This is a genomic window from Streptomyces sp. NPDC050287, assembly GCF_044459385.1.
In the GTDB taxonomy this organism is placed as follows: Bacteria; Actinomycetota; Actinomycetes; order Streptomycetales; family Streptomycetaceae; genus Streptomyces.
The window spans coordinates 318,758-334,337 of the sequence record NZ_JBITIY010000003.1 but is presented as its reverse complement, the minus strand read 5'-3'; the positions used below and the strand labels follow the sequence as shown (position 1 = coordinate 334,337).

Annotated in this window: 15 protein-coding genes; all 15 read left to right on the top strand. The window is 71.9% G+C overall.

The genetic code is table 11. From position 1 onward, the window contains the following. Nucleotides 1–101 precede the first annotated feature (101 nt). The 15 genes from ACIBK3_RS11920 (at nucleotide 102) to ACIBK3_RS11850 (ending at nucleotide 15,577) form a co-directional block, all read left to right on the top strand. Complete coding sequence (locus ACIBK3_RS11920) at nucleotides 102–1,388, top strand: GAF domain-containing protein (protein WP_399364503.1); 1,287 nt, start codon at nucleotides 102–104, stop codon at nucleotides 1,386–1,388. Between the two features lie 235 nt (nucleotides 1,389–1,623). Next, nucleotides 1,624–2,916: a hypothetical protein gene (locus ACIBK3_RS11915; protein WP_399364501.1), complete on the top strand. Its 1,293-nt coding sequence runs from the start codon at nucleotides 1,624–1,626 to the stop codon at nucleotides 2,914–2,916. Nucleotides 2,917–3,058: 142 nt separating this feature from the next. Next, nucleotides 3,059–3,631, top strand: a complete 573-nt coding sequence (locus tag ACIBK3_RS11910) for a GNAT family N-acetyltransferase (RefSeq protein ID WP_399364499.1) — start codon at nucleotides 3,059–3,061, stop codon at nucleotides 3,629–3,631. A gap of 137 nt (nucleotides 3,632–3,768) precedes the next feature. Continuing rightward, complete coding sequence (locus ACIBK3_RS11905) at nucleotides 3,769–3,852, top strand: putative leader peptide (protein ID WP_309486338.1); 84 nt, start codon at nucleotides 3,769–3,771, stop codon at nucleotides 3,850–3,852. Between the two features lie 180 nt (nucleotides 3,853–4,032). Then, nucleotides 4,033–5,730 (top strand): nitrite/sulfite reductase, encoded by a 1,698-nt coding sequence (locus ACIBK3_RS11900; protein ID WP_399364496.1) that lies wholly within the window; start codon nucleotides 4,033–4,035, stop codon nucleotides 5,728–5,730. After that, the gene (locus ACIBK3_RS11895; RefSeq protein WP_399364494.1) at nucleotides 5,727–5,915 is read left to right on the top strand and encodes a hypothetical protein; all 189 of its coding nucleotides are present in this window, start codon (nucleotides 5,727–5,729) and stop codon (nucleotides 5,913–5,915) included. Before ACIBK3_RS11900 ends, ACIBK3_RS11895 begins: the two co-directional genes overlap by 4 nt. After that, nucleotides 5,912–6,631 (top strand): phosphoadenylyl-sulfate reductase, encoded by a 720-nt coding sequence (locus ACIBK3_RS11890; RefSeq protein ID WP_399364492.1) that lies wholly within the window; start codon nucleotides 5,912–5,914, stop codon nucleotides 6,629–6,631. Before ACIBK3_RS11895 ends, ACIBK3_RS11890 begins: the two co-directional genes overlap by 4 nt. Further along, the gene (gene cysC, locus ACIBK3_RS11885) at nucleotides 6,628–7,212 is read left to right on the top strand and encodes an adenylyl-sulfate kinase (protein WP_399364490.1); all 585 of its coding nucleotides are present in this window, start codon (nucleotides 6,628–6,630) and stop codon (nucleotides 7,210–7,212) included. The genes ACIBK3_RS11890 and cysC overlap by 4 nt, the downstream gene beginning before the upstream one ends. Then, entirely contained in the window at nucleotides 7,209–8,147 is a 939-nt protein-coding gene (cysD, locus tag ACIBK3_RS11880; protein WP_399364489.1) for a sulfate adenylyltransferase subunit CysD, read from the top strand. Before cysC ends, cysD begins: the two co-directional genes overlap by 4 nt. Nucleotides 8,148–8,149: 2 nt before the next feature. Further along, nucleotides 8,150–9,505 carry a sulfate adenylyltransferase subunit 1 gene (locus tag ACIBK3_RS11875; protein WP_399364487.1) on the top strand — a complete coding sequence of 452 codons (1,356 nt, stop codon included), beginning with the start codon at nucleotides 8,150–8,152 and terminating at the stop codon, nucleotides 9,503–9,505. Between the two features lie 222 nt (nucleotides 9,506–9,727). Further along, a complete protein-coding gene (locus tag ACIBK3_RS11870; RefSeq protein WP_399364485.1) occupies nucleotides 9,728–10,831 on the top strand; it encodes an aliphatic sulfonate ABC transporter substrate-binding protein in 1,104 nt (367 codons plus the stop codon). A gap of 36 nt (nucleotides 10,832–10,867) precedes the next feature. Continuing rightward, nucleotides 10,868–11,653 carry an ABC transporter ATP-binding protein gene (locus tag ACIBK3_RS11865; protein WP_399364483.1) on the top strand — a complete coding sequence of 262 codons (786 nt, stop codon included), beginning with the start codon at nucleotides 10,868–10,870 and terminating at the stop codon, nucleotides 11,651–11,653. Further along, nucleotides 11,640–12,518: an ABC transporter permease gene (locus ACIBK3_RS11860; protein ID WP_399364481.1), complete on the top strand. Its 879-nt coding sequence runs from the start codon at nucleotides 11,640–11,642 to the stop codon at nucleotides 12,516–12,518. The genes ACIBK3_RS11865 and ACIBK3_RS11860 overlap by 14 nt, the downstream gene beginning before the upstream one ends. Before the next feature lie 4 nt (nucleotides 12,519–12,522). Beyond that, nucleotides 12,523–13,257, top strand: coding sequence for a sirohydrochlorin chelatase (locus ACIBK3_RS11855; protein WP_399364479.1), 735 nt, complete (start codon nucleotides 12,523–12,525; stop codon nucleotides 13,255–13,257). A 112-nt stretch (nucleotides 13,258–13,369) separates the two neighbouring features. Then, nucleotides 13,370–15,577, top strand: coding sequence for a hypothetical protein (locus ACIBK3_RS11850; RefSeq protein ID WP_399364477.1), 2,208 nt, complete (start codon nucleotides 13,370–13,372; stop codon nucleotides 15,575–15,577). The last annotated feature ends 3 nt before the right edge of the window (nucleotides 15,578–15,580 follow it).

Below are 15,580 nucleotides of genomic sequence, written 5' to 3'. Positions count from 1 at the left end.
CACTATGAGACGGACAGCCAAGACGGACAGTCAAGAACGACCGGTCGGCCGTGGCCGAAAGACGACGTCCACCGGTTGTTCCGAGCCCTCCGGGAGGACCAGTGGCACTCTCGCCGACGGACGTGACGCAGCTCGCCGCCGTGGACTCGGCGCGTGCCGCGCGGGTACTCAGCGAGGTCCGCTCGGCCCGGCTCTCCGGGCAGCGGGCGCCGGTCGCGCCGCGCCCGGTGATCGAGCAGTCCTGGGGGCGGATGCTGCGCGGCGGGGTCGATCCCGAGCACGGTTCCCGGTCGGGGCTGCTGTCGCGCGAGGAGGTGCAGCGGCGCCGGGAGACGACGGCCCTGCGCCATGTCCTGCCGGTGCTGCGGGAGGGGCTGGTGTCGGTCGCGGACGTCGCCCACCACATCATGGCGGTCGCCGACGAGGAGGGCCGGGTGCTGTGGCGTGAGGGCAGTGCGCCGGTGCTGCGCAGAGCCGACGGGCTCGGCTTCGAACTCGGCGCGGACTGGCGGGAGGAGGTCGTCGGCACCAACGGCGTCGGCACCGCGGCCGTGGTCCGGCGGCCGGTGCAGGTCTTCGCCTCCGAGCACTTCGTCCGCGCGCACGCCACCTGGACCTGCGCCGGCGCCCCGATCACCGATCCGCGGGACGGCAGGCTGCTCGGCGTGGTGGACGTGAGCGGCCCGCTGGAGACGATGCACCCGGCCACGCTCGCCTGGGTGGACTCGGTGGCCAAGCTCGCCGAGTCGAGGCTGCGCGAACTGCATGTCGCCGCACTGGAACGGCTGCGTGCGGTGGCCGCCCCGGTACTGGCCGGGCTGGGCGGCAGGGCCGTGGTGGTGGACCGGGACGGCTGGACGGCCGCGGTGACCGGGATGCCGTACACGAACCGGATACCGCTGCCCAAGTCGCCCTCCGCGGGCCGCCGGTGGCTGCCCTCGCTCGGGCTGTGCGCCCTGGAGCCGCTGGCGGGCGGCTGGCTGGTCCGCGTCGCGGAGGAGCCGGTGCCGGGCGGCACCACCCGGATCGTGCTGGATCTGACCCAGCCGCGCCGCTGGTCGGTGACCGTGTCGGGCGGTGCGGGCTCCTGGAGTCACGAACTGACGCCCCGGCACGCCGAGTTGCTGTACCTGCTGGCCCGGCACCGCACCGGACGCAGTGCGGCGGGCCTGGCCGAGGAGGTGTTCGGGGACCCGGCCCGTACGGTGACCGTGCGCGCCGAGATGTCCCGGATCCGCCGCTACCTCGGAGGGCTGCTGGAGCACCGGCCCTACCGTTTCGGCGAGGACACCGAGGTCGAGGTGCTTCTCCCGGCCGAAACGGTCGACCTGTTGCCCCACTCGACCGCTCCGGCGGTGCGCGCCGCCCGGGCGGCCGAGATGGCCTGAGTCGTCGGGCCGTCGCGATGGCCCGGTCACCGGACGGCCGAGATCGCCTGAGCCACCGGGACGATGTGAACCATCGACACAATCGAACATCCCCGGGGTGCGTCTTTCGCATAATTGCAGGGTCTTCGTCCCCCGCGGTGTCCGACTGCCGTAGCATCCCTCTACGGGCCACCCCACCTGCTCCTCGGTCAACGTACAGATCATCAGGCGCAGTTGGCTCGCCTGGGGAGGATGCATGAAACAACGCGGCAGACATCGTCGGCGCAAGCGGGGCAGGGCGCTGCGCGCCTTTCTGGCCGCGACCGCTCTCGCCCTGACCGGCGCGGCCACCATGATCAGCGCCTCGCAGGCCACGGTCGACGGCAGCCCCGGGGCCCTCAAGCCGCTCTCCGCGGCCTCCGACACCGCGGCGCTGCGACTCCAGGAGCAGCGGGTACCGCAGCGCAGCCTCGACCGGCTCGCCTCGGGGATGGGCCGGCCGGTCGGCGTCGACGCCGTGCTGAGCGGCGCCGACCACACCCTGCGCACCGCCTCCTCCTGCGCGGCCGACGAGCGCGGGGCGCTGCCCGTGGAGCCCGCCGCCACCCGTGCCTACTGCTGGAACGCCGCCGACGCCCGCTCGTGGCGGCCCGGTGCGGTCACGACCTCCGGGGACGCCGACGACGACGGTGTCTGGGGCAGCAACCGCGTGATCCTCTCCGGCTGGACCCAGGACAGCGACGCCTCCGGCCGCCCGCTCGCCAAGGTCGCGTTCGTCGACGCCGACGACCTGGGCCGGCTCAGCTACACCTGGGTGCTCCTGGTCGTTCCGGTCGACGGCGGCCGCGACTACCGGGCGCTCTCCTCACGGCTGTCCGGCATGGTCTGGTACGAGGACAAGCTGCTGGTCACCGCCGACGACAACGGGCGCGACGCGCTGTACGTGTACGACATGAACCGCGTCCAGCGCACCACCGTGGAGGCGTCCACGGTCGGCCGGGTGCGCGGCGGCTGGTCGGCGCACGGCTACCGGTACGTACTGCCGGCCGTCGGGTCCTACCGGCTGACCGGCGCGGACGGCGCCGCCCCGGCGAGCCTCTCCCTGGACCGCACCACGACACCCGACAGCCTGGTCGCGAGCGCGCGGCCCAGCACCGGCGGCCACCGGCCCGCCCGTCTGTGGCGCTACTCCTTCGCCACGGCCCCGACACCGTCGCCCCGGTCCGGCCTGCTGGCCACCGACGCCGCCGGGTACGCCGACCCGACCGAGGCGTACGAGACCGACGGGGCCGACATCAGGGGCGTGCTGTCGTACCACTCCGACTGGTACGTGACCCGCGCCGGCTCGGGCGACGGGCACGGCACGCTGTGGCGACAGACCGCCGACGGCGCCCGGGCGAGCCGGTGCGGGGCCGAGGACCGGCGCAACTGCTGGAGCCCGGACACAGCGTCCCTGTCCTACTGGGAGGAGAGCGGCGAGGTGTGGACCCAGTCGGAGCGGATGCTCTTCGCGCTGCCGCTGGCGTCGATCGACAGGGCGCTCAGGTAGCGGGACGGCACCCGTACGGTCACCGGGCCGATCGGGGCCCGGGCCGGTCTGAACGCGGGCCGGTCAGCACCCGGGCCGGTCAGCACCCAGGCCGGTCGGGCCGGATCGACAGACCGCTCGGCCTCGTGATTCCCTGGCCGCCATGACCAACATCCCCGTGACCACCTGGTCGCTGGAGCAGACCGCCCCGACCGACCTCCTGCCGGCCGCCGCGCCGGAGGGGGACGTGCGGATCGTGCGCGCCGAGGTCCCCTCCCCCGAGTTCAGCCGCTTCCTGTACGCCTCGGTCGGCGCGGACGTCCGCTGGATCGACCGGCTGGGCTGGACGTACGCACGGTGGCAGGAGTACCTGGACCGGCCGGGCGTGGAGACGTGGGTGGCGTACGACCGGGGAACGCCCGCGGGGTACGTGGAGCTGGAGGCCCAGGACGACGGGGTCGTGGAGATCGCCTACTTCGGGCTGCTCCCGGCCTTCCGAGGGCGGCGGATCGGCGGGCACCTGCTGTCGTACGGCGCCGCCCGTGCCTGGGATCTCGCGGACCGGCGGCCCGGTCTGCCGCAGACCAAGCGGGTCTGGCTGCATACATGCAGCCTGGACGGAGAGCACGCGATGGACAACTATCTGCGCCGGGGCTTCAAGCTGTTCGACACCCAGGTCGAGGAGAAGCCCCAGGTCGCGGCCCCGGGCCCGTGGCCCGGCGCCCACTCGGTCTGACCTGCTGCGATCCGCGTGGCCGCGACCGCGTCCGGGTCGTGTGACGGAAGCCACGCTCATCCCAACATTCGGGACGAACCTGTCCGCATGACGGACAAAGCTGGACTGTGTCCAGATCGCCATGACACGCTTCCGTCATGTCTGGAACTGGAATTGCCTTGGTGAGTCGGCGGCACGTCGACCTCGGCCGCATGTCCAGCGCCATCTGTCCGGCGAGCTGAGAGCCCCGGCACCGCCCGGCACATCCTCCTTTGAGTCTCATCCCGCGCAATGACGCGCATATCACCCATGCGCCCGCATGCGCAGGTCAGAGCCTCCCTCCCGCCACCCGACCGCCGCCCCTCATCGACGACGCTGCGCGCCGACCCCTACCCATCGCTGTCCCGAAGGACGTATTCACCATGGCCGCCACCCCGCAGAACCCTGCCGCCGCGACTCCCCGCCGCAAGGTGAGCCGTCACCGCGGTGAGGGTCAGTGGGCCGCGGGGCACTACACCCCGCTCAACGGCAACGAGCAGTTCAAGAAGGACGACGACGGTCTCAATGTGCGGACACGCATTGAGACGATCTACTCCAAGCGCGGCTTCGACTCGATCGACCCCAACGACCTGCGCGGCCGGATGCGCTGGTGGGGCCTGTACACCCAGCGCAAGCCCGGGATCGACGGTGGCAAGACCGCGATCCTGGAGCCGGAGGAGCTGGACGACAAGTACTTCATGCTGCGCGTCCGGATCGACGGCGGCCGGCTGACCACCCGGCAGCTGAAGGTCATCGGCGAGATCTCGCAGGAGTTCGCGCGCGGCAGCGCCGACGTCACCGACCGGCAGAACATCCAGCTGCACTGGATCCGGATCGAGGACGTGCCGGAGATCTGGAACCGCCTGGAGGCGGTCGGCCTGTCCACCACCGAAGCCTGCGGTGACACCCCGCGTGTCATCATCGGCTCCCCGGTCGCGGGTATCGCCGAGGACGAGATCATCGACGGCTCTTCCGCCATCGAGGAGATCCACCGCCGATTCATCGGCAGCAAGGAATTCTCCAACCTGCCCCGCAAGTTCAAGACGGCGATCTCGGGGTCCCCACTCCTGGACGTCGCCCACGAGATCAACGACGTGGCGTTCGTCGGTGTCGAGCACCCCGAGCACGGCCCCGGCTTCGACCTGTGGGTGGGCGGCGGGCTGTCGACCAACCCGAAGATCGGCGTGCGGCTCGGCGCCTGGGTCCCGCTGGAGGAGGTGCCGGACGTCTGGGCGGGCGTGATCGGCATCTTCCGCGACTACGGCTACCGGCGCCTGCGTACGAGGGCTCGTCTGAAGTTCCTGGTCGCCGACTGGGGTCCGGAGAAGTTCCGCCAGGTGCTGCAGGACGAGTACCTCAAGCGCGAGCTGGTCGACGGACCGGCCCCCGCGCAGCCCGTGCAGCGCTGGCGCGACCACGTCGGCGTGCACCGGCAGAAGGACGGCCGGTTCTACGTCGGGTTCGCCCCCCGGGTGGGCCGCGTGGACGGCGCGACGCTGACGAAGATCGCCGAGCTCGCCGAGGCGCACGGCTCCGGCCGGGTGCGGACCACCGTCGAGCAGAAGATGATCGTCCTCGATGTCGAGGAGACGCAGGTCGAGTCGCTGGTCGAGGCGCTTCAGGCGCTGGACCTGACGGCGAAGCCGTCCCCGTTCCGGCGCGGCACCATGGCCTGCACCGGCATCGAGTACTGCAAGCTCGCCATCGTCGAGACCAAGCAGCGCGGCTCCTCGCTGATCGACGAGCTGGAGCGCCGGATCCCGGAGTTCGACGAGCCGATCACCATCAACATCAATGGCTGCCCGAACGCCTGCGCGCGTATCCAGGTGGCGGACATCGGTCTCAAGGGTCAGCTCGTCCTGAACGACAAGGGCGAGCAGGTCGAGGGCTACCAGGTGCACCTCGGCGGCGCGCTCGGTCTGGAGGCCGGGTTCGGCCGCAAGGTGCGCGGCCTGAAGGTGACGGCCGAGGAGCTGCCGGACTACGTCGAGCGGGTGCTCAAGCGGTTCCAGGCCGAGCGTGAGGACGGCGAGCGGTTCGCGGTGTGGGCCGCGCGCGCCGACGAGGAGGCCCTGTCGTGAGCGAGCGGGCCGCCCCTTTCTACTGCCCCTACTGCGGCGACGAGGACCTGCGCCCGAGCGAAGCCTCGGAAGGCACCCACGGCGCCTGGGAATGCGCGGCATGCAACCGCGCATTCCAGCTGAAGTTCCTCGGGCTGCTGGCCCGGGGTGTTCAGCGAGCCGACGACGGAGGGGACCGGATATGACCACGGTTCAGCAAGAGCGCACCGCCGAGGAGTTGAAGGCGCTCGCCGAGCAGGCGGGCCGTGACCTGGAGGACGCCACCGCCCTGGAGATCCTCCAGTGGGCGGTCGACACCTTCGGGGACCGCTTCTGCGTGACCTCCTCGATGGAGGACGCGGTGGTGGCCCATCTGGCGTCCAGGGCGAGGAAGGGCGCGGGCCAAGTCGACGTGGTCTTCCTCGACACCGGCTACCACTTCCCCGAGACCATCGGCACCCGCGACGCGGTGGAGGCCGTGATGGACGTCAACGTCATCACGCTGTCGCCGACGCGGACGGTCGCCGAGCAGGACGCCGAGTTCGGCCCGAAGCTGCACGACCGCGACCCCGACCTGTGCTGCAAGATGCGCAAGGTCCAGCCGCTCGAAGAGGGCCTGACGAACTACCTGGCCTGGGCGACCGGCCTGCGCCGCGACGAGTCCCCGACCCGGGCGAACACCCCGGTCGTCGGCTGGGACGAGAAGCGCCAGAAGGTCAAGATCTCCCCGATCGCCCGCTGGACCCAGGACGACGTGGACGCGTACGTCGCCGAGCACGGCGTCCTCACCAACCCGCTCCTGATGGACGGCTACGGCTCCGTCGGCTGCGCCCCCTGCACCCGCCGCCTGCTCGAGGGCGAGGACGCGCGGGCCGGCCGCTGGGCGGGCCGCTCCAAGACCGAGTGCGGGCTGCACGGATGACCGCCACCGAGACTCAACAGACCCACCAGAACCAGGAGAACCACGTGACGACCGGAGCCACCGTCTGGCTCACGGGTCTGCCGAGTGCCGGCAAGACCACCATCGCGTACGAGCTGGCCGGCCGGCTCCGCGCGGAGGGCCACCTCGTCGAGGTGCTCGACGGCGACGAGATCCGCGAGTTCATCTCGGCGGGCCTCGGATTCAGCCGCGAGGACCGGCACACCAACGTGCAGCGCATCGGCTTCCTCGCCGAACTGCTCGCCCGTAACGGCGTCAAGACGCTGGTCCCGGTGATCGCGCCGTACGCCGACAGCCGCGAGGCCGTCCGCAAGCGCCACCAGGAAGGCGGGACGGCGTACCTCGAGGTGCATGTGGCGACCCCGGTCGAGGTGTGCAGCGAGCGGGACGTCAAGGGTCTGTACGCCAAGCAGGCGGCGGGCGAACTGACCGGGCTCACCGGGGTCGACGACCCGTACGAGGAGCCCGAGACGCCCGACCTTCGCATCGAGTCGCAGCACCAGAGCGTCCAGGAGTCCGCGGCCGCGCTGCACGCGCTGCTCACCGAGAGGGGACTGGCATGACGACGACCGTAGCCACGGCCGAGGAGGGCACGGCGACGCCGTACGCCCTCTCGCACCTGGACGCGCTGGAGTCCGAGGCCGTCCACATCTTCCGTGAGGTGGCGGGCGAGTTCGAGCGGCCGGTGATCCTGTTCTCCGGCGGCAAGGACTCCATCGTCATGCTGCATCTGGCGCTGAAGGCGTTCGCGCCGGCGACCGTCCCCTTCTCGCTGCTGCACGTGGACACCGGGCACAACTTCCCCGAGGTGCTGGAGTACCGGGACCGCACGGTCGAGCAGCACGGGCTGCGGCTGCATGTCGCCTCCGTGCAGGACTACATCGACCGCGGTGTGCTCAAGGAGCGTCCGGACGGCACCCGCAACCCGCTGCAGACGCTGCCGCTGACCGAGAAGATCCAGGCGGAGAAGTTCGACGCCGTCTTCGGCGGCGGACGCCGGGACGAGGAGAAGGCCCGGGCCAAGGAGCGGGTGTTCTCGCTGCGGGACGAGTTCTCCCAGTGGGACCCGCGCCGCCAGCGGCCCGAGCTGTGGAACCTGTACAACGGCCGGCACGCGCCCGGCGAGCACGTCCGCGTCTTCCCGCTGTCCAACTGGACCGAGCTGGACGTGTGGCAGTACATCGCCCGCGAGGGCATCGAGCTGCCGCAGATCTACTTCGCCCACGAGCGCGAGGTGTTCGCGCGCGCCGGGATGTGGCTGACCGCCGGCGAGTGGGGCGGGCCCAAGGACGGCGAGAGCGTCGAGAAGCGGCTGGTGCGCTACCGCACCGTCGGCGACATGTCCTGCACCGGCGCCGTCGACTCCGACGCGACCACCCTGGAAGCCGTGATCGCCGAGATCGCCGCCTCCCGGCTGACCGAGCGCGGCGCCACGCGCGCCGACGACAAGATGTCCGAGGCCGCGATGGAAGACCGCAAGCGCGAGGGGTACTTCTAACCATGACCGCCACCACCGAACCCGCCGAGCCGCTGTCGGTCGAGCAGCTGTCCGAGACCACCCTGCTGCGGTTCGCCACCGCCGGGTCCGTCGACGACGGCAAGTCCACCCTCGTCGGCCGGCTGCTGCACGACTCCAAGTCGATCCTCACCGACCAGCTGGAGGCAGTGGAGCGCGCCTCGGCCGGCCGCGGCCAGGGCGCCCCGGACCTGGCGCTGCTGACGGACGGCCTCAGGGCCGAGCGGGAGCAGGGCATCACCATCGACGTGGCGTACCGCTACTTCGCCACGCCCCGGCGCCGGTTCATCCTCGCCGACACGCCCGGCCATGTGCAGTACACCCGCAACATGGTGACGGGTGCCTCCACGGCCGAGCTGACGGTGATCCTGGTCGACGCCCGCAACGGCGTCGTCGAGCAGACCCGCCGGCACGCCGCGATCGCCGCGCTGCTGCGGGTGCCGCACGTGGTGCTCGCCGTGAACAAGATGGACCTCGTCGAGTACCGGGAGTCCGTGTTCGCCGCCATCGCCGAGGAGTTCACGGCGTACGCGACCGAACTGGGCGTCCCCGAGGTCACCGCGATCCCGATCTCGGCGCTCGCCGGTGACAACGTGGTGGAGCCGTCCGCGAACATGGACTGGTACGGCGGGCCGACGTTCCTGGAGCACCTGGAGTCCGTGCCGGTCGCCCACGACCTCAGCCACTGCCACGCCCGGCTGCCCGTGCAGTACGTGATCCGGCCGCAGACCGCCGAGCACCCCGACTACCGGGGCTACGCCGGCCAGATCGCCGCCGGTTCGTTCCGGGTCGGCGAGTCGGTCACCGTCCTGCCGTCCGGCCGGGCCACCCGGATCTCCGGCATCGACCTCCTCGGCGAGCCGGTGGATGTGGCCTGGACGACCCAGTCGGTCACCCTCCTGCTGGAGGACGACATCGACATCTCGCGCGGCGACCTGATCGTGCCCAGCAAGGACGCGCCGCCGACCACCCAGGACATCGAGGCGACCGTCTGCCATGTCGCCGACGCGCCGCTGACCGTCGGCCACCGGGTGCTGCTCAAGCACGGCACCCGCACGGTGAAGGCGATCGTCAAGGACATCCCGTCCCGGCTCACGCTCGACGACCTGTCCCTGCACCCGCATCCGGGGCAGCTCGTCGCCAACGACATCGGCCGGGTGAAGATCCGCACCGCGGAACCCCTGCCGGTCGACTCGTACGCCGACTCGCGGCGCACCGGCTCGTTCATCCTGATCGACCCGAACGACGGCACCACGCTCACCGCCGGCATGGTCGGCGAGTCGTTCGCCTCCCCGGAGCCGGTCAAGGACGAGTCGGACGACGACGGATGGGACTTCTGACATGAACTCCCCCGACATCTACTCCACGTTCGCGAAGGAGGGCGGCCGCGTCGGCAGCGGCGCCCTCGGCAGCGGGCAGGGCGGAGTCGCGCGATGTGCGCGCTGACGTACGCGCACCGCTTGCGCGCCCCGTCCCCCCACCGCCGTAGACGCAGACCTGCCGACCTCCCGGCCACGACCTGAGAGACCGTGACCGCCGGGCCTCCGAGAGGAACACCTCCCGTGCCTGCTACATCCGCTCTTCGCCGCAGTCTCGCGGTCATCGCCGCCCTCCCGCTGCTCACCCTCGCCGCCTGCGGTTACGGCTCCCAGGCGAAGGACGACGGCACCGCCAAGGTCGCCGCCGGGGCCAAGAAGATCGAAGGGCTCGACTCCGTCAAGATCGGCTACTTCGGCAACCTGACCCACGGCACCGCGCTCGTCGGGGTGGACAAGGGCTTCTTCCAGAAGGAGCTCGGGGCCACCAAGGCCTCGTACGCGACCTTCAACGCCGGACCTTCCGAGATCGAGGCGCTCAACTCCAAGTCGATCGACATCGGCTGGATCGGCCCCTCCCCGTCGATCAACGGCTACGTCAAGTCGGGCGGCAAGAGCCTGAAGATCATCGGCGGTTCGGCCTCCGGCGGTGTGAAGCTGGTCGTCGACCCGGACAAGATCAAGTCCCTGAAGGACGTCAAGGGCAAGAAGATCGCCACCCCGCAGCTCGGCAACACGCAGGACGTGGCGTTCCTCAACTGGATCGCCGACCAGGGCTGGAAGGTCGACGCACAGAGCGGCAAGGGTGACGTCACCGTCGTCCGCACCGACAACAAGATCACGCCGGACGCCTACAAGGCCGGTTCCATCGACGGCGCCTGGGTGCCGGAGCCGACCGCGTCGAAACTGGTCGCCGAGGGCGGCAAGGTACTGCTCGACGAGGCGTCGCTGTGGCCGGACAAGAAGTTCGTGATCACGAACATCATCGTGCGGCAGGACTTCCTCAAGGAGCACCCGAAGGCGGTCGAGGCCGTCCTGAAGGCGTCGGTGGAAGCCAACAAGTGGATCAACGCCAATCCGGACGCGGCGAAGGCGGCGGCGAACAAGCAGCTCGAGGCGGACTCCGGCAAGGCGCTCAAGCCCGAGGTCCTGGACCCGGCCTGGAAGTCCATCCAGTTCACCAACGACCCGCTGGCCGCCACGCTCAACACGGAGGCGGAGCACGCGGTCAAGGCCGGTCTGCTGAAGAAGCCCGACCTGAACGGGATCTACGACCTGACGATCCTCAACAAGGTCCTCAAGGCCGACGGCGAGTCCCCGGTCGACGCCGCCGGTCTCGGCACCAGCTGACCCCGGTCCCCGAAGAGTTCCCAGGAGGTGACGACCATGGCCACGACCACGACGCTCGCCAAGGCCGACGAGTCCGTCGAGTACGCCGCACGCCTCGACCACGTCTCGAAGTCCTTCGCGGGACCGGGTGGACAGCAGCTCGTCCTGGACGACATCAGCATCGATGTCGCGCCGGGCGAGTTCGTCACCCTCCTGGGGGCCTCGGGCTGCGGCAAGTCCACACTGCTGAACCTGGTGGCCGGGCTCGACGGCCCGACCGCCGGGTCCATCACGACCGACGGCCGCCCCGCCCTGATGTTCCAGGAGCATGCCCTCTTCCCATGGCTGACCGCGGGCAAGAACATCGAACTCGCCCTGAAGCTCAGGGGAGTCGCCAAGCCCGAGCGGCGCGACAAGGCCGAGGAGCTACTCGAACTGGTCCGCCTGAAGGGCGCGTACGGCAAGCGCGTCCACGAACTGTCGGGCGGTATGCGCCAGCGCGTGGCTTTGGCCCGCGCGCTGGGGCAGGAGAGCAATCTGCTGCTGATGGACGAGCCGTTCGCGGCCCTCGACGCCATCACGCGGGACGTGCTGCACGACGAGATCACCCGGATCTGGACGGAGACCGGCATCTCCGTCCTGTTCGTGACGCACAACGTCCGCGAGGCGGTACGGCTCGCGCAGCGCGTGATCCTGCTGTCCTCCCGTCCCGGCCGGATCGCGCGCGAGTGGACGGTCGACATCCCGCAGCCGCGCCGCATCGAGGACGCGCCCGTGGCCGAACTGGCCCGTGAGATCACCGAAGAACTGCGTGGGGAGATCCGCCGTCATGGCCAGCACTGACACGACACCGGCCCAGGACGCCGGGAGCGTAGAGGCGGGCCTCGACGCACTGGAGACCCGGGCGACCGGCCGCCCGACCCTCCGGCAGACCCTCGTCAACAAGATCCTGCCGCCGGTCATCGCGCTCGCGGTGGTCCTCGCGGTCTGGGCGCTCCTCTACCCGGTCGTCGACGACCCGTCCAAGCTGCCGTCGCCGGCCGCCGTGGGCTCCACGTTCAAGGAGGCCTGGCTCCAGGGCGATCTGCTCGGCTACATCTGGACCAGCGTCTCGCGCGGTCTGCTGGGCTTCTTCTTCGCCCTGCTCATCGGCACCCCGCTGGGCCTGATCGTGGCCCGGGTGAAGTTCATCCGCGCGGCCATCGGCCCGATCCTGTCGGGCCTGCAGTCGCTGCCGTCGGTGGCGTGGGTGCCGCCGGCCGTGATCTGGCTGGGTCTGAACAACTCCATGATGTACGCCGTGATCCTGCTCGGCGCGGTGCCCTCGATCGCCAACGGTCTGGTGTCCGGCGTCGACCAGGTGCCGCCGCTGTTCCTGCGGGCCGGCCGCACGATGGGTGCGACGGGCATCAAGGGCATCTGGCACATCACGCTGCCTGCCGCGCTGCCCGGCTATGTGGCGGGCCTCAAGCAGGGCTGGGCGTTCTCCTGGCGCTCGCTGATGGCCGCGGAGATCATCGCCCAGTTCCCCGACCTGGGCGTGGGCCTCGGCCAGCTGCTGGAGAACGGCCGCACCAACAGCGACATGGCCATGGTGTTCGAGGCGATCCTGCTCATCCTGTTCGTCGGCATCGCGATCGACCTGCTGATCTTCAGCCCGCTGGAGCGGTGGGTGCTGCGCAGCCGCGGTCTGCTGGTGAAGAGCTGAGTCCATGAAGCCCGTTCTCCTGGTCATCGCCCACGGCAGCCGCGACCCGCGGCATGCCGCGACGGTGCACGCTCTCGTCCGCCGGGTGCGCTCGCTGCGCCCGGACGTACGGGTGGAGACGGGCTTCCTGGACTTCAACGTCCCCTCCGTGCAGGGGGTGTTGGAGTCCCTGGCGGCGGAGGGCGTCCGTGACGTCGTAGCGCTGCCGTTGCTGTTGACGCGAGCGTTCCATGCGAAGGCGGACATCCCCGCGGTGCTGCGGGACGCGCCGCCGCGGCTGCGGATCCGGCAGGCGGAGGTGCTCGGCCCTTCCCCGCTGCTGCTCACCGCCCTCGAACGGCGGTTGTACGAGGCGGGGCTGACGCCCGCCGACAAGTCCTCGACCGGGGTCGTGCTGGCCTCGGCGGGGTCCACCGACCCGGAGGCGATCGCAGTGATCGCAGAAATCGCGCGGGAGTGGCGGCACACCGGTTGGTGCGCCGTGCGGCCTGCGTTCGCCTCCGCATCCCTTCCCCGCACCGAGGACGCGGTACGGGAACTGAGGGCGCTGGGCTGCTCCCGGGTCGCGGTCGCGCCGTACGTCCTGGCTCCCGGCTTCCTGCCGGACCGCATCGCGCGGGGCGCGGCCGACGCGGACGTCCTGGCCGGCGTGCTGGGGCCGGCGCCGGAGGTGGCGCGGGTGCTGCTGCGGCGGTACGAGGCGGCCCGGATGCCGTCCCTGGCCGCGATCGGCGCCTGACATCCCGCGCTCGTTACCGGTCCGGCCTGCTCGGATTCCGAAAAGTCCCCTCCTGACGTCCTGAGATCTGCTGTCATGGGCCCTCGCAACGCATTCGGGGGAGAGCGGCAACGTGGCGGGTCGGGAGTTCGGGCATCACCTGGGGCTGCCACAGGCGCTCAGCGGACTGCCGCTGACCCCGCTCGTCCCCGCGTACGCCGAGCTGGCCGCCGCCCAGCACACGGCCGGACTGCGCCACCTCGGCGACGCCCTCACCCCGCCCGGCGGCGGGTTACGCGTCCTCGACGGCGTGTACGTGCCGTCCCGGCCGCGCGGAGTGCGACGGGTGGACGGCGCCCTGCTGGACGACCTCGCCCGTACGGCGACCGCGACCGCCGACTTCGCGCGACGGCTGGCCGCACTGCACCGCGGTGACCCGCAGGCGCTGCGCAGAGTCCTGCTGTACCAGCTGATCGGCCTGCTCCAGGACCGCCCCGAGACGGAACGCCCCCGCGTCGCCCTCGAGTTGGGGGTGCACGCCGACGAGGCAGCCGCTCTCGTGGCGGCGGCCCGGCAGCGGCCCGCCCTCACCCCGCTCCAGCGCGACGCCGCCGAGTCCGTCGCCGACGCCTGGGCCGGGCACCGGCTGCACCGGACGCGCACCCTGCTGGAGCGGCTCCCGACGGGCGGCGGTGACCCGGCACTGGAGTCGCTGCGGACGGCCCTCGCCGCGCGGTCGGCGGCGGTGGACGCGGCCCTGCGCTCGGCCCGCCGTGCCGAGGACCGCGGGGACCCCGAGGCGGCGAGTGCGACCTACCTGCGCGCCCTGCGGACGGCCGCGGACGACCGGCGGGCGCTGGGCGGCCTGGTCCGCGTGCACCGGCCCCAGCCCGGCACCCCGCCTCCTCTGCGCGCTGAACTCGCTGCGGAACATGTCGAGTTGGCCTGGGATCCGCAGGGGGCCTCGGACGACGGCTGGCGGCTGCTGTGTCTGTACCGCAGCGAGCGGGGAGCGCCGAGGGTGCGCGAGGTGTCCGCGCGGGGTGGTGCAGCCCGGGACACGGGGGCCGCGCTCGGCACGACGGTCCGCTATGCCGCCCTGCCGGTGCGGGAGGGGCGTGTGGACGGGCCGCCGCTCGTGTCGCACCGGGTGCTGGTCGCCCCTGAGGTGACCGAGGTGGCGCTGACGGACGGGCCCGAGCGCGTCGGCTGTTCCTGGCGGCGACCGCCGGGTGCGGTGGAGGTGACGGTGGAGCACACCGGGCCGTCCGCCGGCGCCGCCCGGCCGCCGCACCCCGACGCCGACGGGTTCACCGCGACCGGCCTGCCGACGGGTTCGCACACCTTCCGGATCGTGTGCCGCTACCGGGCTCCCGGCGGGGAGCTGGTCTCCTCGCCGGGCATCCGGGTCACCCGGACCGTGCACCCGTGGCCCGAGCCGGTGCGCACCCTCACCGCACATCCCGAGGACGGGGCCGTACGCTTCGCCTGGACCGGCGCCCGGGACGCGGACATCCGCCTGGTGGAGTGGCCCGGCGAGGCCCCGGACCCCGGCACCGAGCTGCGCACCGCCGATCTGCCGCCCGGGCTGCCCTGGCCCGAGAAGGACGGCGCGCTGTGCCCGCCGCCCGGTGCGTACGCGCGGGTCGCCTCCGTCGCCGTCCTCGGTGAACGCGCGCTGGCCGGTCCCGTTGTCGACGTCGAGGCACTGGGGCACGTGCGGCAACTGGCCGCGCAGCGGCTGCCGGACGGACAGGTACTGGTCGGCCTGGACTGGCCGGACGGCTGCACCCATCTCGCCGTCGGCTGGCAGCCGCTCGATCCGGCCGCCGCCGAGGGCGGGACGCGGATCGTCACCGCGCACGCCTACCGGCGCGGCGGACTCCGGCTGCCCGTCGGTCCCTCAGGCGTCCGCATCCGCGCCACGGCCGCACCCCGAAGCCCCGACGCCGTCGCCGTACCGGCCCCGGACGCGGAGGTGCTGCTGCCGCCGGACGCGGCCGTCGGCTATCAACTGGTACGCCCGCCGCGCCGGTTGTTCGGCCGGGGCCGGACGAGACTGCGAGTCACACTGTCCGCTCCCGCGGGCACCGGCCGCGTGGACGCCCCCGAGTTCGTGTGCGTAGCCCGCAGCGGCACCCTGCGCCCCCGCGACGCGACCGACGGCACCACCCTGCTGCGCGTCCCCGGCAGCGACCTGGCCCGGCTCGGCACCGTCGAGGTGGAGCTGCCGGCGGCGCCCTGCCCGGCGCCGTACGCGCTGCGCGGCTTCCTCCTGGGCGAGCACGCGGCCCTGGTACGACTCGAAGAACCGTCCCCCGCGAGCCTGGTGGTGCGCTGAGCC